Below are 21,252 nucleotides of genomic sequence, written 5' to 3' on the forward strand. Positions count from 1 at the left end.
AAGCGGAGAGAAAAGTGACCGATATCTTTGCGGAACAGGCGCTTCTTCCTAACGGCTGGCACAACAATGTGCGGATCACTTTTGCCAATGGGCGCATTACGGCCGTGGAGCCTGAAGCCGCCGCCTTGCCCGGTGATGAACGCCATTCCATTCTGCTGCCAGGCATGCCCAACCTGCACAGCCACGCCTTCCAGCGCGGCATGGCCGGCCTTGCCGAGTTGCGAGGCCCCTCCGCCGACAGTTTCTGGAGCTGGCGCGAGGTGATGTACCGCTTCGCGCTGTCGATGACTCCCGACCAAGTCGAGGCGGTGGCGGCGCAGCTCTATGTCGAAATGCTGGAGGCCGGTTTTTCCCGCGTCGGCGAATTTCATTATCTGCACCATGATCGGGATGGACAACCCTATGCCAACCCAGCCGAGATGGCCGAGCGCATCGCTGCCGCGGCTGGCGAAACGGGTATCGGCCTGACGCTGCTGCCGGTGTTTTACGCCCACTCCTCTTTCGGCGGCGCAGCTCCGAATGAGGGCCAGCGCCGATTCATCAACGATGTGAATCAGTTCGCCCGGCTTGTGGAGAAAAGCCGTGAATCGGTTCGCGCGCTGAATCAAGCTGTCGTCGGCGTCGCGCCGCACAGTCTGCGCGCCGCGACGCCTGAAGAGCTGATCGAAGTCACCGCCATGGCGCCAAACGGACCGATCCACATCCACATCGCCGAACAGGTCAGGGAAGTCGAGGACTGCCTTGCCTGGTCCGGCGCGCGTCCGGTCGAATTTCTGCTTGGGGCTGCCGCTGTCGACCAGCGTTGGTGCCTGATTCACGCCACCCATATGACGGATGCCGAGACCATCGGCATGGCGAAGACCGGCGCCATTGCCGGCCTTTGCCCGATCACGGAGGCCAATCTCGGCGACGGCACCTTTGCCGCGCCATTGTTCAGGGAGCATGGCGGCCGCTTCGGCATCGGCTCCGATTCCAATGTGCTGATCGGCCTGCCCGACGAATTGCGCCAGCTCGAATATTCGCAGCGCCTCGCGCACCGCGCCCGCAATGTGCTTGCGGTAGCCGGCGGCTCAACAGGCCGCGCCCTGTTCGACGCAGCGCTTGACGGCGGTGGCGTCGCCCTTGGTGCCGGCGCCTCGCAAATCGCGACTGGGGCATCCGCCGATCTCGTCTCGCTCGACGTCGGTAATCCCTCGCTGGCTGGCAAGACCGGCGACGCGATCCTCGATGCCTGGATCTTTGCCAATGGCAGCAAGGTCGATTGCGTCTGGGTGCATGGCAAGAAACAGGTCAGCGCTGGCAGACACGCCAAGCGCGGGGCTATCGCCGCACGGTTTCGCAGCGTGATGACTGCGCTTTCCGAGGGTTAACGCAGATGAGCATGGCTGAACGGACGGACATAGACGACAGCGAGACCGTCTCGCTGCATCAGCGCATCCTGTCCGATATCCGCGAAAAGATCCTGTCCGGCACCTGGGCGCCCGGCCACCGTATCCCATTCGAACATGAGCTGACCGCCGAATACAAATGCTCACGCATGACGGTGAACAAGGCTCTGTCGCAGTTGGCCAAGGCAGGTCTGATTGAACGCCGCCGCCGGTCGGGCAGTTTTGTCCGCCAGCCGCAATCGCAGGCAGCGGTGCTGGAGCTTCACGACATCAGGATCGAGGTCGAGGCGCTCGGCCTGCCCTATCGCTACGAACGGCTGGAACGCCTGAGGCGGCGCAGCAACGTGGAGGACAGGGCGTTGCTCGGATTGTCCGCCGCGGGTTCGGTGCTGGCGGTCGAAGGCCTTCATTTTGCCGGCGAACGGCCATTCGCACTCGAGCAACGTCTGATCAATCTTTCGGCGGTCGCGGAAGCCGGGGACGAAGAGTTTCTGGAAATCGCGGCGGGTCCATGGCTGATCGGCCGCGTGCCGTGGAGCGAGGCCGAACATCGGATACGCGCCGTGGCCGCCGATGAGACTATCGCCGACGTGCTCGATATCGATCCTGGCGCGCCTTGCCTGGTCGTGGAGCGCCGCACCTGGAGCGCGGAGCACCCGGTTACACACGTGCGCTTCATCTATCCGGCGGAAAGCCACACGCTGGTGGCAAGGTTCACGCCGTCGCAGGGGTAAGCCGATCTCCCGCTTGGGGAAGATCGGCACCTACAGCCGCTTTACAGCGCAGCCGTAATAATAATCTCGACCAGATATTCGGGGCCGGCGAGCTTCGCCTCGCCGGTGGCGCGAGCGGGTGTGTGGCCCTGCGGCACCCATTTGTCCCATTCGGAATTCATCTCGGCGAAGGTGCCCATGTCGGCCAGCCAGATGATCGCCTGGACGATCTTGGTCTTGTCGGTGCCGGCCTTGGCCAGCAATTCGTCGATGGTCGCGAGGATGTCGCGGGTCTGCGCGGCGACGTTGCCGCCGGGCTCGCCGACCTGGCCGGCCAGATAGACGGTGTTGCCGTGTATGACGATCTGGCTCATGCGCGGGCCAACATCGATGCGACGAATGCTCATTGCGAGGTTCCTTCGTTTGAGGGTTGCGCTTGTTTAGAGTCGGCGTGGGCTTCGGGCAAGGCCGCCGGCGCCAAATCTCCTTGGACCAGCGCGGAAGAAACTCACGGCAAGTTGAGCCGCCGGGTCGCAAATCCACCGGATTGGCCTGTTGACTAATGTAATAACATCACATATCCAACGGCCACTATCGCGGCCAGGCTCGACTTCCCAACGGAACGATATGACCCAGACCTGCCTAACCTTCCGTGACCTGACGCTGGGCTACAACAGTCATCCCGCGATCCATCACCTCGATGGCACGATCCGCAAGGGTTCGCTGACGGCCGTGGTCGGGGCCAACGGCTCCGGAAAATCGACGCTGATGAAGGGTATTGTCGGCGTGCTGAAGCCAATGGCCGGCGAGGTCATCCGCGCGTCGGGCGTGCGGGCAGCTTATCTGCCGCAGCAGTCGGAACTCGATCGCTCCTTTCCCGCCCGCGTCGTCGATCTGGTCTCGCTTGGCCTGTGGCCGAAGCGCGGCATGCTCGGCCGCTATACCAGGGAAGATCGCGAAGCCGTCAGCCAAGCATTGATGGCCGTCGGCCTCGGCGGCTTCGAGAAGCGGCCGATCGACACGCTGTCGGGCGGCCAGCTGCAGCGCACGCTGTTTGCCCGCGTGCTGTTGCAGGATGCCGACCTGATCCTGCTCGACGAGCCCTTCAACGCGGTCGACGCCAAGACGGTCGGTGACCTCATTGCCCTGATCAAGCGCTGGCATGGCGAAGAGCGCACCATCATGGTGGTGGTCCATGATCTGGACCTGGTGCGCCAGAATTTTCCCGAAACACTGCTGCTTGCCCGCCAGCCGGTTGCCTGGGGCGATACCCGGGAGACGCTGAAGCCTGAGAACCTGCTGCGCGCGCGCCGCTTCCACGAAGCCTGGGAAGAGAACGCCCCCTGGTGCGAGCCTGACGAGCACGCTCATGGCCATGATCATGATCATCATGGCCATGATCACGACCATCACCATGGCGCCGGACCGAGGGCCGCCTGATGGACGCGCTCTACAGTCTCTTCATTGCTCCCTTCGCCGATTTCGGCTTCATGCAGCGGGCGCTGTTCGGCTCGCTAATGCTGTCGCTCGGCGCCTGCCCCATCGGCGTCTTCCTGATGCTGCGGCGCATGAGCCTGTCGGGTGACGCCATGGCGCATGCCATCCTGCCAGGGGCGGCCGCCGGCTTCCTGTTCTATGGCCTTGAAATCCTGCCTATGACCATTGGCGGCCTGATCGCCGGCGTCATCGTCGCGCTCGGCGCTGGCGCTGTCTCGCGCTTCACCATCCAACGCGAGGACGCCTCGATGGCCGCCCTCTATCTGATTTCGCTCGCCATCGGCGTGCTGATGGTGTCGATCCGCGGCTCCAGCGTCGATCTCATGCATGTGCTGTTCGGCACGGTGCTGGCGCTCAACAACGAGGCATTGATGCTGATTGCCGGCATCGTCGCGGTGACGTTGGCCAGCCTGGCCATCTTCTGGCGGGCGCTGGTCGCCGAATGCCTCGACCCGCTGTTCCTGCGTTCGGTCAGCCGCATGGGCAGCCCGGTGCATTTCATCTTCCTCGGCCTCGTCGTGCTTAATCTCGTCGGCGGCTTCCAGGCGCTCGGCACTTTGCTATCCGTCGGATTGATGATGCTGCCGGCGGCAGCCGCGCGATTCTGGACCGCACGCGTCGAGCCGATGTGCGTGCTGGCGGTGCTGATCGGCTTTGCCTCCTGCATTGCCGGATTGCTCTTGTCCTATCATGCGTCGTTGCCGTCCGGCCCGGCCATCATCCTGTCGGCCGGTGTCGTCTATTTCGCCTCGATCCTGTTTGGCACGCGCGGCATCCTGCGCGGTCGCATCATCCATCACCGTCACAGAACGGCCTGATCCGCCTCACCCTCTAGAAGGAACCCCGCTTATGCTGAAAACGATCCGTGCCGGCCTGACGTTGAGCGTTATAACATTAACTGCCTTTGGCGCATCATCGGCCTTCGCGGCGCCGCTGAAGGTGGTCGCCAGCTTTACGGTCATTGCCGACTTTGCCAAAAACGTCGGCGGCGACCGCGTCGCGATCACCACGATTGTCGGGCCGGATGGCGACGCCCATGTCTATGAGCCAAGCCCTGCCGACGCGGTCGCCATGGCGAAGGCCGACATCGTGCTGGTCAACGGCCTGCATTTCGAAGGTTTCCTGCAGCGGCTGGTCGATGCCAGCGCCACCAAGGCCTCGATCGTCACGCTGACCAAGGGAGTGACGCCGATCGACTTCAAGCCTGAATTCGCCGAAGCCGACGCGGCCGAAGGCGCCGGCACCGGCGGCGGCAAGACGGTCACCGACCCGCACGCCTTCCAGTCGATCGCCAATGCCAGGATCTATGTGAAGAACATCGCCGAAGCTTTCTGTGCGGCCGACAGCGACGGCTGCGTCAGCTACCAGACCAATGCCGCCGCCTACACCAAGAAGCTCGACGCGCTGGAAGGCGAAGTGAAGGCGGCGATCCAGTCGATCCCCGAGGCAAAGCGCGTCGTCATCACCTCGCATGACGCCTTCGGCTATTTCGAGCACGAATACGGCCTGACTTTCCTCGCCCCGCAAGGTATCTCGACCGATTCCGAGCCGTCGGCCGCCGATGTCGCCAAGTTGGTCGAGCAGGTCAAGCAGGACAAGGCCGCGGCCATCTTCGTCGAGAACATCACCAACACTCGCCTGATCGAGCAGATTGCCAGCGAGACCGGCATCAAGGTCGGCGGCACGCTTTACTCGGACGCGCTGTCGCAGCCCGACGGCCCTGGCTCGACCTATATCGACATGATGCACAACAACATCCGCCAGATCAAAGGCGCCATTCTCGGCAGCTGAGTTTGATCTGCGGCCAGCCGGGCCGTATCGGCCCGGTTGGATTTTCTGGCGCGCAATATCTATTTGGCAGAGAATTCCTTCGATGCGGATTGCCGCCCCCCTCCCGGAGTGGCAAGACTGCCGTCAAAGAGATCGCGAGGATACGAGCCATGGAATACCGCCAGATCAGCGAAGACTATTCGGTCTCGGGCCAGATCCAGCCCGAGGACGTTGCCGCCATCAAGGAAGCCGGCTTCAAGAGCGTGATCTGCAACCGGCCTGACGACGAGCAGCCGGGACAGCCTTCGGCGGACACGCTCAAGGCCGCGGTCGAGGCCGCTGGCCTCGCCTTTCGCTACATTCCGGTGATCAGCGGCCAGATCACGCGAGAGAATGTCGACGACCAGGCCGAGGCACTCGACGAGCTCGACGGCCCGGTGTTCGCCTATTGCCGCTCCGGCGCCCGCTGTACCAATCTGTACGGGCTGATCCAGCAGTCGAAGGGTTAAATCGGCAGCGCGCCGGTCTCCTTCAGCGTCTCCAGCACGATCGCCGTCTTCACATGCTGCACGGATTCGTGCGGCAGGAGCACGCCGTTGACGAATTCCGACAGTGATTTGAGGTCTGGCGTTACCACCTTCAGGATGTAATCCATCTCGCCAGTCAGCGCATGAGCCTCCTGCACCTCGGGCAGCCGTGCCACCAATTCGCTAAAGCGGCGCGCATTGTCGCGATTGTGGGTGGCCAGTGTCACCGAGATGACGTTGACCAGCGAGAAACCGAGCTTGTCGCGGTCGAGCACCGCTCGATAGCCCTTGATGTAGCCGTCCTCCTCCAACCGCTGGCGTCGGCGCGAGCATTGCGAGGCAGAGAGGTTCACCCGCTCGGAGAGATCGTTGTTGGTGAGCCGCGCGTCGCCTTGTAAAAGCGCCATTACCTTGCGGTCGAACTGATCAATGCGCGCGTCATCCATGGCTTTGGCCTTCATCATGCACGATTCGCGCATGAGATCACCATTTCAAGCGTTTGAATGCAAGCACCGTGCGCCGGCTCCGCGCTATTATGGTTTCAGACGGTCTTTTCAGGCCGAGCAGCTTCCGGAGGATATCATGGGTCCTTTCCCGCACGACGCCCCGCCCGCCACGATCAGCAAAGACAACCCCGCCGGCACCGACGGTTTCGAGTTCGTCGAATTCGCGCATGCGGAGCCGCAGAAGCTGGCCGAGCTGTTCGCCCGCATGGGTTATGTGGCGGTAGCCAGGCATCGCACCAAGGACATCACCGTCTGGCGCCAGGGCGACATCAACTATGTCATCAATGCCGAGCCCGGCTCGCATGCGATGAAATTCGTCGACAAGCACGGCCCCTGTGCAGCCTCGATGGCCTGGCGGGTGGTTGATGCCAAGCATGCTTTCGAGCATGCCGTCTCGAAGGGCGCCACGCCTTACGAAGGCGACGACAAGGCGCTCGACGTGCCTGCTATCGTCGGCATCGGCGGCTCGCTGCTCTATTTCATCGACCGCTATGGCAAGAAGGGCTCGGCCTACGACGCCGAATTCGAGTGGCTGGGCGAACGCGACCCCAAGCCGCAAGGCGTCGGCTTCTATTTCCTCGACCACCTGACCCACAACGTCTATCGCGGCCAGATGGACAAATGGTGGGATTTCTACCGCAATTTGTTCGGTTTCAAGCAGATCCATTTCTTCGACATCGACGGCAAGATCACGGGCCTGGTCAGCCGGGCGATCACCTCGCCCTGCGGCAAGATCCGCATTCCGCTCAATGAGTCCAAGGATGAAACCAGCCAGATCGCCGAATATCTGAAGAAGTACAATGGCGAAGGCATCCAGCACATCGCGGTGGGAACCGACGAGATCTACGTCGCCACCGACAAGCTCGCGGAGAACGGGCTGAAATTCATGCCCGGCCCGCCCGAGACCTACTATGACATGTCGTATGACCGCGTGAACGGCCATGACGAGCCGATCGAGCGGATGAAGAAGCATGGCATCCTGATCGACGGCGAAGGTGTGGTCGACGGCGGCATGACCAAGATTCTTTTGCAGATCTTTTCGAAGACTGTGATCGGGCCGATCTTCTTCGAGTTCATCCAGCGCAAGGGCGACGAAGGCTTTGGCGAAGGCAATTTCCGCGCGCTGTTCGAATCGATCGAGCAGGACCAGATCAAGCGCGGTGTGATCAAGGTTCAGGCGGCAGAGTAATTTCTCCGGCTCCGCTTGCGGCTCGACTAATTATGACCTAAATTTTGGTCATAAGAGGTCGAGCCCATGAATGTTTCCATTGCAGAAGCCAAGGCAAAACTGTCGGAACTGATCAGCCGTGCGCAAGCTGGCGAAGAGATCGTGCTTACACGTCACGGCAAGATCGCGGCTCGGCTGGTGCCACCCCTCGGCGAAAATCTCCTGCCCCGTATTGGCGCCTTAAAGGGCAAGATTTGGATAGCGGACGATTTTGACGAACTCGGTCCGGAATGGGACGAATACGTCAAATGACTGCCGGCTCCTTTCTTGCCGATACGCAAATTATCCTTTGGTCTATTAAGGACGACCCTCGACTCAGCGAGGAGCACCGGGCTGTCCTTGCATCGGACGCGACCGTTTACGCCAGCGCGGCAAGCGTTTGGGAAATCGCGATCAAGCGATCGATCGGCAAACTCGACGTTCCGGACGACCTGCCGGCGTTACTCCCGAGAATGCAATTCCAGCCGCTGACCATCACGTTTCAGCATGCGCATGTTGTCGGCCGTCTTCCCCGCCACCATGGCGATCCGTTCGACCGGCTGCTGATCGCCCAAGCGCAGGTCGAGAATCTCACCATCCTGACAGCGGACAAGCAATTTGCTCTCTATGACGTCGCGCTGGCATGACGTTCATAATCCCAGCCGTTCGACCTCCGCTGTTCTCAACTTAACGTCATAATCGAGCAGGAACTCGTCGAGCTGCGGCGGCGCTACGGAGGTACCCGCGAGCATGGCATGCACCTGGCCCCGATGGTGGATGTCGTGCAGGAAGACGTGCGCCAAGATATCGCCGGTCTTTTCCGGGATCATGCCGTCCTCGCGCCGGTCGGTGACGACGCTGCGATCGAGATCGGCCTTCGACAGGCCATCGCAGAAGGCGATCAGCCGCCGGTCGGCCGCAAGCTGAGCCAGGTAAAGCTCGGGCGCGGCATCGAAAGGCACGAAGTCATCGTAGGCAGCCGCACCGAGGCCGCCGTCTTCGAGAAAATCGAGATAGAGATGATCGACCGCGAGGACATGGTTGAGCGTTGCCTTGATCGACGGGAAAAAGTTGGTGCGCTCGGCCTCGAATTCACCGGGCTTCAGCGCAAGCACGGCGCGATAGAGCCGGTCGTTCGACCAGAGATTGTTCTTCGCCATGCGACGCAGATGATCCAGCAGGTCCATCACTCAAACCTCTCATTGTGCCTACCGCTGGTATTTCTCGACCTTCTGCTCGATGGCGCCGAAGATCGAATGCCCTGATCTGTCCTTCATCTCGATGCGCACGGTGTCGCCGAAGCGCAGGAAAGGTGTCTTGGGCTCGCCTGACACAATGGTCTCGATCATGCGCAGTTCGGCGATGCAGGAATAACCGGCTCCGCCCGCAGAGACCGGCTTGCCCGGGCCGCCGTCGAGTTTGTTGGACACCGTACCCGAGCCGATGATGGTGCCTGACACCAGCGGCCTTGTGCGGGCAGCGTGAGCAATCAGGGCCGGAAAATCGAAGGTCATGTCGACACCGGCATCGGCGCGGCCGAACGGCTTGCCGTTGATGTCGGCAAGCAGCGGCAGATTGACCTTGCCGCCGTCCCAGGCATCGCCCAGCTCATCCGGCGTCACCGCGACCGGAGAGAAGGCGGAGGACGGTTTCGACTGGAAGAAGCCGAATCCCTTGGCCAGTTCCGGCCCGGTCAGCGCGCGCAGCGTGACATCGTTGACCAGCGTGATCAGGCGGATCGCGGCGCGCGCCTCATCGTGGCTGGCGCCCATCGGCACATCGTCGACGATGACGGCGATCTCGGCTTCCATGTCGATGCCGAAGGCCTCGTCCGCTAGACGGATCGGATCGCGCGGGGCAACGAAGGAATCCGAGCCACCCTGGTAGATCAGCGGGTCGGTCCAGAAGCTTGCCGGCATCTCGACGCCGCGCGCCTTCCGCACCAGTTCGACATGGTTCACATAGGCCGAGCCGTCGGCCCATTGATAGGCGCGCGGCAGCGGCGAATGCGCGTCATGCTCGTGAAAACGGGCCGCCGGCATCGCATTGTTCTCCAGCGATTCCGCTATGGTCGCGAGATGCGGCGAGATCCTGCGCCAGTCGTCGAGTGCGGCCTGCAGCGTGCGCGCCAGGAACGAGGCGTCCGTGTATTGCGTCAGGTCGCGCGAAACGACGACGAGTTTTCCGTCGCGTGTTCCGTCCTTCAGCGTGGCAAGCTTCATGCGGTTCCCTCTCCTGATGCGGCCTTGGCGCCGCTTAACTCCACAACAAGGCCGTCGCGAGCGATCGTCAAGTCGCCAGCCCATGTTTTCCTGACAGCGGCTATCCAGTCGACCTCGCCGATCTCGGTATCGTCGGCTGGAATGAGGTGATTGAGCACCAATCTTTTGACGCCGGCATCGCGGGCGATACGGCCTGCCTCCTCGGCAAAGCTGTGACTGGCGAGCAGATGTTCCCTGAGCCGCGCGCCATTGCCGGTTCTGGCAACCAGCCGCTCGATGCCTTCTTCCAGCATGGCTTCATGGACGAGGATAGCAGCGCCATCGGCAAAATCGGCCAGCGGCGGAAAGAAGGCAGTATCGGCCGAGAACACCACGCTGTTTTCGCCATGCTCGAAGCGCAGGGCGAAGCAATCGGTCACCGGCGGATGGTCGACACGCAGCGCCGTCACCTTCAGTCCGCGCTGCTCGACCACATGCCCTTGGACGAATTCGTCGATAGAGACCAACTCGCGAATATCGGGGCGGCCCTCGTCGGCGATGCGGATCTCGATGTCGAATTCCATCGCCTGACAAAAGCGCCGCCAGTAGTGGCCAAGCCCAGGCGGCCCGAACACGGTGACCGGCGTCGCCAAGCCAGCCGTCCATGCGGTGTGGATCAGCGGCCCGAGTTCCAGCACATGGTCGGAATGCAGATGCGTGATGAAGATCAGGTCGAGTGCCTTCAGGCTGACACCGGCATCGACCAGACCGCGCGTCACGCCGAGCCCGCAATCGACGACGATGGCTCGCCCGCCGATTTCGAGCAGCGTCGAGCTCGGCCACGGCCCGCCCGGCCGCAGTGCCGGACCGCCTTTCGACCCGAGCAGCACCAGCCGGTCCGGCATTGGCTTGCCGCTCAAGACCAGTCGCCCTCGGGCGTGCCATTGAACCGCTTCTTCAGGTCGGCCCAGCAATCGATGTAATTGTCCTGCCGGGTTTCGAGTTCGGCGCCGTAGCGGGTCAGCATCTGCGGAAAGCGGGTTTCGAACATGAAGGCCATGGTGTTGTCGAGCTTGACCGGTTTCAGGTCCGCGCGCGAGGCTTTTTCGAAGCCAGGCGCATCCGGGCCATGGGCCAGCATCAGATTGTGCAGGCTGATGCCGCCGGGGACAAAACCTTCCTCCTTGGCGTCGTACTGGCCATGGATCAGGCCCATGAACTCGCTCATGATGTTGCGATGGTACCAGGGCGGCCGGAACGTATCTTCCGCCACCAGCCAGCGCGGCGGGAAGATGACGAAATCGATGTTGGCGGTGCCTTCCTCGCCGCTCGGCGCCGTCAGCACGGTGAAGATCGACGGATCGGGGTGATCGAACAGCAGCGCACCGACCGGCGAAAAGGTCGCCAGATCATATTTATAGGGCGCGTAGTTGCCATGCCAGGCAACGACGTCGAGCGGCGAATGGCCGATCTCGGTGACGTGAAAATTGCCGCACCATTTCACGATCAGCCGGCACGGCGTCTCCTTCTCCTCGAACCAGGCGCAAGGCGTCTTGAAGTCGCGCGGGTTGGCCAGGCAATTGGCGCCGATCGGGCCGCGGTCAGGCAGCGTCAGCTTGGCGCCGTAATTCTCGCAGACATAGCCGCGCACTTCGGCGTCGACCAGTTCGACCTTGAAGACGAGGCCGCGCGGCAGCACGGCGATTTCACCGGGCCGAAGCTCGATGACGCCCATCTCGGTGATGAAGCGCAAGCTGCCCACCTGCGGCACGATCAGCAGCTCGCCGTCGGCATTGAAGAAATGATCGTCGGTCATCGAGCGGTTGGCGACATAGACATGGGCAGCCATGCCGGTCTGGCCAAGCACGTCGCCGGCGGTGGTGATGGTGCGCATACCCTTGATGAAGTCGGTCGGCTCTTTCGGCATCGGCACCGGATTCCAGCGGTACTGGCCAAGCGCCAGCTCGTGGTCGCCGACATTGGGGGCGCTCTTCCACAGGGGATAACTCGCCGCCTTGAACCTGCCCGTGTGCTTGACGCTCGGCCGGATGCGATAGAGCCAGGAGCGCTCATTGGTGCCGCGCGGCGCGGTGAAGGGCGAGCCTGAAAGCTGCTCGGCATAGAGGCCGTAGGCCGGCCGCTGCGGCGAGTTTCGTCCCTGCGGCAGCGAGCCGGGCAAGGTTTCGGTTTCGAAGTCGTTGCCGAAACCCGGCATATAGGAAAAGGCCATTGCTTCCTCCCGGATTGACCAAATTGGTTTCATTTGTAACCATTGAAAATGTAACTATCAATCTTCCGTTTTTCCCGGATGCGGACAATGGACATTCTCGAACTCGAAAGCTTTCTGCCCTATCGGCTGTATCGCCTCGCCAATGCGGTCAGCCGCGAATTCTCGAATGTCTATAAGGACCGCCATGGCCTGACCCGGCCAGAATGGCGCACGTTGTCGGGGTTGGGACAGCGCGGCACGATGACCGCGACGGAACTTGGCGAGCAGTCGGCCATGCACAAGACCAAGGTCTCGCGCGCCGTGGCCGAGTTAGAACGGCGGCGCTGGCTGGTACGAACACCTGACGAGAACGACCGCCGCGTCGAGCACTTGACGCTTACCAACGCCGGGCTTGCAGCCTATCGCGAGATGGTGCCGCTGGCGCAGAATTTCGAGCGGGAACTGCTGGCGAAACTTGGCGTGGACGAACGGGCGGCGATTGTGCGTGGGGTGGCGGCGCTGGAGAAGGCGTTGGAAGAAAAGTAGCGCTGAAAGAATGGGGATAGGCTGGCGGGACAGCGCCACCTCTGTCCGGCAGGACAGAGGTGGCGCCTCGCGCAGACGTTTCACCGGATAGCGCTATGCGCGCCGTTACCAGTCCATCACCACCTTGCCGGAACTGCCGCTGCGCATCGCATCGAAGCCGGCCTGGAAATCGTCGATGCCGATGCGGTGCGTGATGAGCGCGGAGACGTCGAGCGGGCCCTGTACCAGGGCGATCATCTTGTACCAGGTCTCGAACATCTCGCGGCCGTAGATGCCCTTCAAGTGCAGCATCTTGAAGATGACCTTGTTCCAGTCGATCTCGAAACCAGTCGGGGCGATGCCGAGGATGGCGATCTTGCCGCCATTGTTCATGGTGTCGATCATGTCGCGGAAGGCGGGCGCGGCGCCCGACATCTCCAACCCGACATCGAAACCTTCCGTCATGCCGAGTGCCGGCATGACGTCGCGCAGCTTCTCCTGCGAAGCGTCGACGACATGCTGGACGCCGAGTTTTTTGGCCAGCGCCAGGCGCACCGGGTTGATGTCAGTGATGACAACCTTGCGTGCGCCGACGCACTGCGCCACCAGCGCGCCCATGATGCCGATCGGTCCGGCGCCGGTGACCAGCACATCCTCGCCGACCAGATCGAAGGACAACGCCGTGTGGACCGCATTGCCCAGGGGATCGAAGATCGCGGCAATCTCGTCCGGCACGTCGTCGGGGATCGGCACCACATTGTGCTGGGGAATGGCCAGGTACTCGCCGAAGGCGCCCGGACGGTTGACGCCGACGCCGAGCGTGTTACGGCATAGATGTCCCCTGCCCGCGCGGCAGTTGCGGCAATGACCGCAGACGATGTGTCCCTCGCCCGACACCCGCTGGCCGACCTTGTATTCGGTGACCGCGGCACCAAAGTCGGCTACCGTGCCGACGAATTCGTGGCCGGTCACCATCGGCACAGGAACCGTCTTTTGCGCCCACTGGTCCCAGTTGTAGATGTGGACGTCGGTGCCGCAGATCGCGGTCTTCTTGATCTTGATCAGCACATCGTTCGGGCCGATCTCAGGCACCGGAACCTCTTCCATCCAGATGCCCGGTTCGGCCTTGGCCTTCACCAGTGCCTTCATCATGTTCGACATTCTCTTGTCCCTTGAATCTCTTGATCCGGAATCGCTTTTCGCTACCGGCCCTTCAGGAAATCACACCCAATTCCCTGCCGACCGCTCCGAACGCTTCCACGGCCCGGTCGATGTCGGCGCTGGAGTGCGCCGCCGACATCTGGGTGCGGATGCGGGCCTGGCCCTTCGGCACCACCGGGAATGAGAATCCGATGACGTAGATACCACGCTTCAGCATGCGCGCCGCCATCTCCTGCGCCAATGTGGCATCGCCCAGCATTACCGGGATAATCGGATGGTCGGCCCCGGCCAGCGTGAATCCAAGCTTTCCCATCTGGGACCTGAACCGCGCCGCATTGGCATATAGGCGCTCGCGCAATCCGTCGCCATTGCGGATCAGCTCGAACACCTTGATCGAGGCGCCGGCGATCGCCGGCATCAGCGTGTTGGAGAAGAGATAAGGCCGCGAGCGCTGGCGCAGCCAGTCGACCACCTGCTTCTTGCCCGAGGTGTAGCCGCCCGAAGCGCCGCCGAGCGCCTTGCCGAGCGTGCCGGTGATGATGTCAACCCTGCCCTCGACACCGCAATGCTCGGGCGAACCGCGCCCGTTTCCGCCGACGAAGCCGACCGCATGGCTGTCATCCACCATGACCATGGCGTCGTATTTCTCGGCCAGATCGCAGACGCCTGAGAGATTGGCGATGATGCCGTCCATGGAAAACACACCGTCGGTGGCGATCAGCCGGAAGCGGCAATCCTTGGCTTCCTTCAATCGCGCCTCGAGATCGGCCATGTCATTGTTGGCGTAGCGAAAGCGTTTGGCCTTCGACAGCCTGACGCCGTCGATGATCGAGGCGTGGTTCAGCGCATCCGAGATGATTGCGTCTTCCTCGCCAAGCAGCGTCTCGAACAGGCCGCCATTGGCGTCGAAGCAGGAGCCGTAGAGGATGGTGTCTTCTGAGCCGAGGAAAGAGGAGATCGTCGTCTCGAGCTGCTTGTGTTCTTCCTGGGTCCCGCAGATGAAGCGCACCGAGGCCATGCCGTAGCCGTAGCGGTCGAGCGCCTGCGTGGCCGCCGCGCGCAGTTCCGCGCTGTCGGCAAGGCCGAGATAGTTGTTGGCGCAGAAGTTCAGCACTTTCTCGCCGCCGACCTCGATCTCAGCCGACTGCATCGAGGAAATCACCCGCTCGGACTTGTAGAGCCCGGCGGATTTCAACCCGGCAAGCTCGCTGTCGATATGGGAGAGAAATGCTGCGGTCATGATCGGGCCCCGTTTGACGTCGGCAGACTGTCGTCCCGCCCGCACAAAAAATCCATCGCAAAAGCGACGGATCAGGTGGCCGGGCAGCATCAGCTGGGACGTTCCGACATTGCCCAGGTGACCACCCGGAAACGCATGGGCCGACGAATGCTCAAATGCAGGCCGGCCGCGAAAGAACCCGATAACCATTTCGTGATCTTTCCGCCTCTCGTCCGCGCCGGCCGGCCGTCGATTTCCAGTCCTGTTAACGTTTGCAGTTCAATGGTGCTCGCATAAATCCGTTGGCGAGAGGACCGCCCCCGAACATGTCTCAGCAGCCGGTGCAAACCGTTTCAGGCAAGCTCATACTGCTGATCAAGGCTGGCTACTGGCTGGCGCTGCTGATCATTGCCGCCATGGTCGCGGCCTCCTTCGTCCTGCTGCAGCAGACGATGGCCACGCAGCAGCACAACAACACCTTGCTCGACATCGTCGGCACGCAGAAGACGCTGTCGCAGCGCATCGTCTTTCTGGCCAACGCAACGGGCGCCGCCTCGCGCGACAAGCAGCCGGCGCTGGTCAGCGCGCTGAAGCAGGCCACGGCGGAGTTCGAGACGAACTACGATCTGCTGCTCAAGCAGACGGGCGCGGATCCGCAATCGCCGGCCAAGCTCGATGCGAAGTCGATCCAGAGCGTGCTTTTCGCCAAGCCCTTCCATCTCGACTATTTCTCGGTTGGCCTGATCGCCAATGGCGACCGGCTGGTCTCTGCACTGGAATCGCAGCTCAATCTTGGCGACAATGGCGGCTACAAGGGCGGCGCCGACCGCGTCAATCTCGATGCCTCGGTCGCCAATGCCACGCTGTCGGGCTATGCCGCGCTCGGCCAGCGCATCAGCGCCGATGCCGACGAGCGCTCCGAAAAGCTGCTCTCCCTCCACCGCACTCTGTTCTACGCCACACTCGGCGTCATCCTGCTGGTGGCGCTGTTCATCTTCAGGCCGATGTCCAACGCGATCCTGCGCAAGACGCGTGAGTTGGTCGACGCGCGCAATTCGATGGCCTTCATCGCGGTGCATGACGGCCTGACCGGCCTGCACAACCGCACCTTCCTCACCGACCATTTCGAGACGCTGATCAAGGGCGCGCATCGCCGGCGCGAGCGCCTGGCCGTAGTCCAGCTCGACCTCGACCGCTTCAAGCAGATCAACGATACGCTGGGTCACGCCGCCGGCGATTATGTCCTGGTCGTGACGGCACAGCGCATGCGCGATTCCTGCCGCGCGTCGGATCTGTGCGCGCGGCTCGGCGGCGACGAATTCGTGATGATCCTCAACGGAGCCGGCAGCACCGAGGACATCAACATGCTGGCACGGCGCATCCTGGTGCACATCAACGAGCCGATCGTGTTCCAGGGCACCACCATTCTCCCGGGCGCCAGCGGCGGCATCGCGGTCTATCCGATCGATGCCGACAATGCGCAGGACCTGCTCGTCCATGCCGATCTGGCGCTCTACTCCGCCAAGAAAATGGGTGGCGGCAACTTCTCGTTCTTCTCCGAGGAACTGCGCCGCGAACTCGACTACCGCAAGCAGCTCGAACACGACATCAAGGTCGCCATTTCCGAAAAGGCGTTCCAGGTCTATTTCCAGCCGCAGGTCTCGCTGACCGACGGCACCATCAGCGGCATCGAAGCGCTCGTGCGCTGGAATCATCCCGAGCGCGGCATGATCTCGCCGGGCGAATTCATCCCGGTCGCCGAGAAATGCGGCTTCATGCCGGAGATCGGCCGTATCGTGATCAGCAAGGCGATCAACGAGGCCGCCGAATGGAACCGGACCGGGATTGCTTTCGGCCGGCTTGCAGTCAATGTCTCGGGTACCGAGTTGCGCGAGCATGATTTCGATGCGTTTTTGTTCGATACGCTGGAGAAAGCCGGACTGCCGCCGCAGAAACTGTCGCTGGAAATCGTCGAATCCGTCATTCTGGACGACGAGAAGACCGGCATCGCGGCGAAGCTGCGTCATATCAGGGCGGCCGGCGTGCATCTGGAGCTCGATGATTTCGGCACCGGCTACGCTTCGCTCAGCCACGTCAATCCCAACGAGATCGACAGGCTCAAGATCGACCGTCGCTTCGTGCAAAACATCCATGAGAATGGCGACAACTCCAAGATCGTGCGCGCCATCACTGAACTTGCGCGGGGGCTGGGCATCTCCATCGTCGCCGAGGGTGCCGAAACCGAGGCCGAGCTCGATTCGCTGATGGCGATCGGCTGCGACCAGGTGCAGGGCTATTCCATCGCCTTCCCGATGCCGCATGACAAGGCGCTGGAATGGCTGACCGCCCGCATGCCGAAGAAAGCCAGGCTGACGGTATTGCAGGGAAGCCTGGCGTAACCCGGCCAGCCTTGACAAGCAGCCGCGGAAATGGCGGCCTGTCCTGATCGCGAGGGGATAGCGGCCCCATGACATTCTTTCGGCTTGCCCTGGCAGCCATGTTGATGTCGGCGTTGCCTGCCCATGGCGCGGATCGCACCATCTATCTCACCTTCGACGACGGTCCGCTGAGCGGTACAAGCAACATCCTCGACGTCTTGGAGGCAGCGCAGGTTCCGGCAACGCTGTTCATGGTCGGTATGCATGCCGAGGCCAGTGCGTCCAACAGGCGGCATTCCTAGCTCTCTACGTTCTTCCGCAACGCCGCAAGCACCTGCGCAAATTCCGCCAGACGCTCGTCGGACAGTCCTTTGCGAAGCCGCTTGTCGAAGACGAGTGCCGCTTGCCGCAACGTCTCGAACAGCGCTTCTCCCCTCTCCGTCAATTCGACCAGGTGAACGCGGCGGTTGACGGGATCGCGCCGCCGCGTCAGCAGGCCCTGCGCTTCCATCGCGTTGAGATGATGGGTCAGCGTCGCGCCCTGGATGCCGATCATGCCGGCGAGTTCGCGCTGATTGGCAAGCTCGCTCGACTTGACAGACAGCAGCGTGAGCCAGACCGGCAATGTGCCGCCTGCTTCAACCAAGGCAGCGTCGAAGGCCTGGGCGACAAGCTTGGCGGTTCGGCCGAGATTCATGCCGACCGGCGGGCGGTCAAATGGTGTCATGATCTGACAGTAGAGCAAGCAGTGGGAATGTGAAACTTGACTTCATGATTGACATCTAACCATTAGATATCTAATTTTTCCTTATTGATGGCATCGCGACAGGGTTGCGGCGCGTAGGCGGCGGGCGAATGAGAGGAATGCGATCATGCAGTATGTTTATATCGCCGTCATCGGCCTGCACGTCATGGCCGGCGTCTTCTGGGCCGGCACAACCATCGCGGTTGGCCGCGATCCGGACATCCGGGCCGAGCGGTTCTTTCGGCCGCAAATGGGCGCGGCCGGTTTGGCTTTCCTGACCGGTTTGCTGCTCTGGTATTTCTTTCATGAGGGTGCTTTTGGCTCGATGGAAAAGGTACTGGCGCTCGGCATTTTGACGGCGCTGATCGCCGCCGGCGTGCAAGGCGCGCTTGTGGGCTCCGCCAGCAGGCAGCTTGCCGGCGCCGATGCCGCGACCCAAACGGTGCTGCGCGCGAAAATGACCAGGGGCGAACGTATCGCCGGCGGGCTGCTGGTCATCACCGTGCTTTGCATGGCGACCGCCAAGATGTTTTAGAATCGCACGGCCGGTGAAAGCCGATCATGCGCGGCGCGCAACGGACCAGAGCGGCAGGTGGCTCTCCTTGCAAAGGCCGTTGCGCGCCACCTGATCGTGATCAAATCCTGATCCCGAACCTGATCCCATCATAGATGGCGGCGTGGATGTTGCGCGAGGCAACCGCGTCGCCGATGCGCAAGAGCACGAAGCCGCCATCCGCGTTGCGCTTGGGAAAAATGTCGCCGCCGTTGACCAGCCGCTCATAGTCGACCGCACCACCGTTCTTCGACAGCGGTTTCAGCGAAAGGTACAGATCGTCGAGCGGCGCCGTGCCGTGCTCGACCACCACCTGGTCGACCCTGCGCTCTCCGCGCCAGCCATCGGCGAAATCCGAAGCGAGTTCCGCGATCAGTTGATTGCCTTCGCGCCGCACCGAGCGCAGGCGGGTATTGATGGTGACGGTGACGCCCTTTTCCTGGAAGGCCCTGACATAGGGTACGTGGTTCATGCCGCCCATTTCGGGGGCGAAGAAGCGTTCCGGCGAAACCAGTTCCAGCTTCGAGCCGCTGTTGGCAATCAGTTCGGCCGCGCCCATGCCCTGATGGCCGCCATTGTCGTCGTAGAGCAGCACATTTTCGGCCGACTTGACGCTGCCGGCCATGATGTCCCAGCTCGAGGTGACGAGATTGTCGCCGGAGGCCAGCGGCGGGTTCTGCGGCAGGCCACCGGTGGCGATCACCACGACGTCGGGCGCCAGCGCCAGGACATCGTCCTGTTCCGCCCAGGTGTCATAGCGGATCTCGACGCCGAGCCGGTCGAGTTCGGCCAGCCGCCAGTCGATGATGCCGATCAATTCCTTGCGGCGCGGATTCTGGGTCGCCAGACGCACCTGGCCGCCAGCTTGTGATGATGCCTCGAGGATCGTGACTTGATGACCGCGCTCGGCTGCGACGCGCGCCGCCTCCAGCCCACCAGCGCCGGCGCCGACGACCACCACTTTCCGCTTGGGCCCTTCCGTCTTGACAATGACGTGCGGGATATCCGCCTCGCGGCCGGTCGCCGCATTGTGAACGCATAGCGCCTCGCCGCCTTCATAGATGCGGTCGAGACAATAGGTAGCGCCGACACAGGGACGTATCTCGTGCTCGCGGCCCTCCATCACCTTCTTGATGATGTGCGGATCCGCGATATGGGCGCGTGTCATGCCGACCATGTCGAGCTTGCCGGTGGCGATCGCATGGCGCGCGGTGGCGACATCGGAAATGCGCGCCGCGTGGAAGGTCGGGAATTTCGTCGCCGCCCTCACCTCGCCGGCAAAATCGAGATGCGGCGAAGACCGCATGCCGGTCACCGGAATGACCTTGGTGAGCGCCGCGTCGGTCTCGATCGAGCCCCGGATGATGTTGAGGAAATCGAGCTTGCCGGAGCCGGCCAGCCGCCTGGCGATCTCGACGCCCTCCTCCTTCGACAGGCCTTTGTCGAAATCCTCGTCGGCGACCATGCGGATGCCGACGACGAATTTCTCGCCGACCGCCGCCCGCACCGCATCGAGCACCATGTTGGTGAAGCGCAGGCGGTTGTCGAGCGAACCGCCATACTCGTCATCGCGATGATTGGTGGCAGGCGACCAGAAGCCGTCCATCAGATGGCCGTAGGATTCGAACTCGATGCCGTCGAGCCCCGCCGCCTGGCAGCGCTGGGCGGCCGACGCATAGTCGGCGACGATGCGCTCGATGTCCCAGTCCTCGATGGTCTTGGGGAAAGCGCGATGCGCCGGCTCGCGCACCGGCGAAGCCGAGAGCACCGGCAGCCAGTCGGCCTTGTTCCAACCCGTGCGGCGGCCAAGATGGGTGATCTGGATCATCACCTTGCAGTCATGCTCATGGCAGGCATCGGTGAGTTCGGCCAACCACGGCACGATGCGGTCGTCATAGACGTGCAGATTGCCGAAGGCAGCCGGGCTGTCGCGCGAAACGATCGCCGAGCCGGCGGTCATGGTCAGCGCCATGCCGCCCTTGGCCTTTTCGGCATGGTAGAGCCGGTAGCGCTCCTTCGGCATGCCGTCCTCCGAGTAAGCCGGCTCGTGGCTGGTCGACATCACCCGGTTCTTCAGCGTCAAATGCTTGAGCTGGTAGGGTTGGAGAAGCGGGTCGTTGCTGGTCATCGTCTTCCTGCCGTTTTAATTTGTGCTAATGAGCGGCAAATCCAAGGGAAACCGCATATGATCGATACCAAAAATCTCACCCAGCTCGGCACGCACGTCGAGACGCCACAGAGCCCCGAAGCCGCGGTCCTGGAAACCGTGCCGTTTTCGCGCGGCGACGGGCCGCCGGCGATCGTGCGCTTTACCTGCCCGGAATTCACCTCGCTCTGCCCGGTGACCGGACAGCCGGATTTCGCCCACATCGTCATCGACTACGCACCCGATGCCGCCCTGGTGGAATCGAAGTCGCTCAAGCTGTTCATGACCTCGTTTCGCAACCATGGCGCCTTCCATGAAGACTGCACGGTGATGATCGGACGCCGCATCGTGGCCGCGACCAAGCCGCTCTGGTTGCGCATAGGCGGCTATTGGTATCCGCGCGGCGGCATTCCGATCGATGTGTTCTGGCAGACCGGCGCTCCGCCCGAAGGCGCCTGGCTGCCGGATACCGGCGTCACCCCCTATCGCGGGCGCGGCTAGTTCGGC

General features: G+C 62.5%; 24 protein-coding genes. 14 read left to right on the plus strand and 10 right to left on the minus strand.

Features of this window, described 5'->3' with window-relative positions; all coding sequences use genetic code 11:
• Window positions 1–14 precede the first annotated feature (14 nt).
• Together FJ543_RS06895 and hutC are read left to right on the plus strand one after the other, a co-directional pair.
• Window positions 15–1,370: a formimidoylglutamate deiminase gene (locus tag FJ543_RS06895; protein ID WP_140661906.1), complete on the plus strand. Its 1,356-nt coding sequence runs from the start codon at window positions 15–17 to the stop codon at window positions 1,368–1,370.
• A gap of 11 nt (window positions 1,371–1,381) precedes the next feature.
• Window positions 1,382–2,122, plus strand: a complete 741-nt coding sequence (gene hutC / locus FJ543_RS06900) for a histidine utilization repressor (protein ID WP_085986622.1) — start codon at window positions 1,382–1,384, stop codon at window positions 2,120–2,122.
• 41 nt (window positions 2,123–2,163) lie between these two features.
• On the opposite strand, the gene FJ543_RS06905 is transcribed toward hutC, so the two are convergent.
• The gene (locus FJ543_RS06905; RefSeq protein ID WP_023773346.1) at window positions 2,164–2,508 is read right to left on the minus strand and encodes a RidA family protein; all 345 of its coding nucleotides are present in this window, start codon (window positions 2,506–2,508) and stop codon (window positions 2,164–2,166) included.
• A gap of 220 nt (window positions 2,509–2,728) precedes the next feature.
• Between FJ543_RS06905 and aztA the strand changes: the two genes are divergently transcribed.
• From aztA to FJ543_RS06925, 4 genes are all read left to right on the plus strand, one after another.
• Window positions 2,729–3,541, plus strand: a complete 813-nt coding sequence (gene aztA, locus FJ543_RS06910; protein ID WP_015318313.1) for a zinc ABC transporter ATP-binding protein AztA — start codon at window positions 2,729–2,731, stop codon at window positions 3,539–3,541.
• Complete coding sequence (gene aztB, locus FJ543_RS06915) at window positions 3,541–4,416, plus strand: zinc ABC transporter permease AztB (protein WP_140717687.1); 876 nt, start codon at window positions 3,541–3,543, stop codon at window positions 4,414–4,416. Before aztA ends, aztB begins: the two co-directional genes overlap by 1 nt.
• Window positions 4,417–4,447: 31 nt before the next feature.
• A complete protein-coding gene (gene aztC, locus FJ543_RS06920; RefSeq protein WP_140717685.1) occupies window positions 4,448–5,389 on the plus strand; it encodes a zinc ABC transporter substrate-binding protein AztC in 942 nt (313 codons plus the stop codon).
• A gap of 149 nt (window positions 5,390–5,538) precedes the next feature.
• The gene (locus tag FJ543_RS06925) at window positions 5,539–5,877 is read left to right on the plus strand and encodes a TIGR01244 family sulfur transferase (RefSeq protein WP_015318316.1); all 339 of its coding nucleotides are present in this window, start codon (window positions 5,539–5,541) and stop codon (window positions 5,875–5,877) included.
• Here FJ543_RS06925 and FJ543_RS06930 read toward each other — a convergent pair.
• Window positions 5,874–6,341, minus strand: a complete 468-nt coding sequence (locus FJ543_RS06930; protein WP_140874495.1) for an Lrp/AsnC family transcriptional regulator — start codon at window positions 6,339–6,341, stop codon at window positions 5,874–5,876. The genes FJ543_RS06925 and FJ543_RS06930 overlap by 4 nt on opposite strands.
• Before the next feature lie 136 nt (window positions 6,342–6,477).
• On the opposite strand from FJ543_RS06930, the gene hppD reads away from it, so the two are divergent.
• The 3 genes from hppD to FJ543_RS06945 all read left to right on the plus strand — a co-directional run bounded on the left by hppD (window position 6,478) and on the right by FJ543_RS06945 (window position 8,255).
• On the plus strand, window positions 6,478–7,590 hold the full coding sequence (gene hppD, locus FJ543_RS06935) for a 4-hydroxyphenylpyruvate dioxygenase (protein WP_140874354.1): 1,113 nt from the start codon (window positions 6,478–6,480) through the stop codon (window positions 7,588–7,590).
• A 66-nt stretch (window positions 7,591–7,656) separates the two neighbouring features.
• Window positions 7,657–7,881 carry a type II toxin-antitoxin system prevent-host-death family antitoxin gene (locus FJ543_RS06940; RefSeq protein WP_015318319.1) on the plus strand — a complete coding sequence of 75 codons (225 nt, stop codon included), beginning with the start codon at window positions 7,657–7,659 and terminating at the stop codon, window positions 7,879–7,881.
• Complete coding sequence (locus FJ543_RS06945) at window positions 7,878–8,255, plus strand: type II toxin-antitoxin system VapC family toxin (RefSeq protein WP_015318320.1); 378 nt, start codon at window positions 7,878–7,880, stop codon at window positions 8,253–8,255. Before FJ543_RS06940 ends, FJ543_RS06945 begins: the two co-directional genes overlap by 4 nt.
• A 3-nt stretch (window positions 8,256–8,258) precedes the next feature.
• On the opposite strand, the gene FJ543_RS06950 is transcribed toward FJ543_RS06945, so the two are convergent.
• The 4 genes from FJ543_RS06950 to hmgA are packed head-to-tail and all read right to left on the minus strand — an operon-like array spanning window position 8,259 to window position 12,039.
• Complete coding sequence (locus FJ543_RS06950; protein ID WP_140662076.1) at window positions 8,259–8,795, minus strand: DinB family protein; 537 nt, start codon at window positions 8,793–8,795, stop codon at window positions 8,259–8,261.
• A gap of 21 nt (window positions 8,796–8,816) precedes the next feature.
• Complete coding sequence (locus tag FJ543_RS06955) at window positions 8,817–9,830, minus strand: fumarylacetoacetate hydrolase family protein (RefSeq protein ID WP_140717681.1); 1,014 nt, start codon at window positions 9,828–9,830, stop codon at window positions 8,817–8,819.
• Window positions 9,827–10,714 carry an MBL fold metallo-hydrolase gene (locus FJ543_RS06960; RefSeq protein ID WP_181173936.1) on the minus strand — a complete coding sequence of 296 codons (888 nt, stop codon included), beginning with the start codon at window positions 10,712–10,714 and terminating at the stop codon, window positions 9,827–9,829. The genes FJ543_RS06955 and FJ543_RS06960 overlap by 4 nt, the downstream gene beginning before the upstream one ends.
• 11 nt (window positions 10,715–10,725) lie before the next feature.
• Complete coding sequence (gene hmgA, locus FJ543_RS06965; protein ID WP_140661899.1) at window positions 10,726–12,039, minus strand: homogentisate 1,2-dioxygenase; 1,314 nt, start codon at window positions 12,037–12,039, stop codon at window positions 10,726–10,728.
• Window positions 12,040–12,126: 87 nt separating this feature from the next.
• Here hmgA and FJ543_RS06970 point away from each other — a divergent pair, with 87 nt between their 5' ends.
• Window positions 12,127–12,564: a MarR family transcriptional regulator gene (locus FJ543_RS06970; RefSeq protein ID WP_181173921.1), complete on the plus strand. Its 438-nt coding sequence runs from the start codon at window positions 12,127–12,129 to the stop codon at window positions 12,562–12,564.
• A 105-nt stretch (window positions 12,565–12,669) separates the two neighbouring features.
• On the opposite strand, the gene tdh is transcribed toward FJ543_RS06970, so the two are convergent.
• On the minus strand, window positions 12,670–13,704 hold the full coding sequence (gene tdh / locus FJ543_RS06975) for an L-threonine 3-dehydrogenase (RefSeq protein ID WP_015318326.1): 1,035 nt from the start codon (window positions 13,702–13,704) through the stop codon (window positions 12,670–12,672).
• 52 nt (window positions 13,705–13,756) lie between these two features.
• Window positions 13,757–14,944 carry a glycine C-acetyltransferase gene (locus tag FJ543_RS06980; RefSeq protein ID WP_140874360.1) on the minus strand — a complete coding sequence of 396 codons (1,188 nt, stop codon included), beginning with the start codon at window positions 14,942–14,944 and terminating at the stop codon, window positions 13,757–13,759.
• 305 nt (window positions 14,945–15,249) lie between these two features.
• On the opposite strand from FJ543_RS06980, the gene FJ543_RS06985 reads away from it, so the two are divergent.
• Window positions 15,250–17,322 (plus strand): EAL domain-containing protein, encoded by a 2,073-nt coding sequence (locus FJ543_RS06985; protein ID WP_140720881.1) that lies wholly within the window; start codon window positions 15,250–15,252, stop codon window positions 17,320–17,322.
• 68 nt (window positions 17,323–17,390) lie between these two features.
• Window positions 17,391–17,603: a polysaccharide deacetylase family protein gene (locus tag FJ543_RS06990; RefSeq protein WP_224622091.1), complete on the plus strand. Its 213-nt coding sequence runs from the start codon at window positions 17,391–17,393 to the stop codon at window positions 17,601–17,603.
• Here the strand turns inward: FJ543_RS06990 and FJ543_RS06995 are convergent.
• On the minus strand, window positions 17,600–18,028 hold the full coding sequence (locus FJ543_RS06995) for a MarR family transcriptional regulator (RefSeq protein ID WP_140874362.1): 429 nt from the start codon (window positions 18,026–18,028) through the stop codon (window positions 17,600–17,602). The genes FJ543_RS06990 and FJ543_RS06995 overlap by 4 nt on opposite strands.
• Window positions 18,029–18,173: 145 nt before the next feature.
• Between FJ543_RS06995 and FJ543_RS07000 the strand changes: the two genes are divergently transcribed.
• A complete protein-coding gene (locus FJ543_RS07000; protein WP_140824550.1) occupies window positions 18,174–18,581 on the plus strand; it encodes a hypothetical protein in 408 nt (135 codons plus the stop codon).
• A 100-nt stretch (window positions 18,582–18,681) separates the two neighbouring features.
• Here FJ543_RS07000 and FJ543_RS07005 read toward each other — a convergent pair whose 3' ends face one another.
• Window positions 18,682–20,727 carry an NADH:flavin oxidoreductase gene (locus tag FJ543_RS07005; protein ID WP_140824549.1) on the minus strand — a complete coding sequence of 682 codons (2,046 nt, stop codon included), beginning with the start codon at window positions 20,725–20,727 and terminating at the stop codon, window positions 18,682–18,684.
• Between the two features lie 57 nt (window positions 20,728–20,784).
• Here FJ543_RS07005 and queF point away from each other — a divergent pair, with 57 nt between their 5' ends.
• Window positions 20,785–21,246, plus strand: coding sequence for a preQ(1) synthase (gene queF, locus FJ543_RS07010; protein WP_015318332.1), 462 nt, complete (start codon window positions 20,785–20,787; stop codon window positions 21,244–21,246).
• Window positions 21,247–21,252: the final 6 nt, after the last annotated feature.

Origin of the sequence: Mesorhizobium sp. B2-5-7 (genome assembly GCF_006440875.1) — a bacterium.
Classification (GTDB): domain Bacteria; phylum Pseudomonadota; class Alphaproteobacteria; order Rhizobiales; family Rhizobiaceae; genus Mesorhizobium; species Mesorhizobium australicum.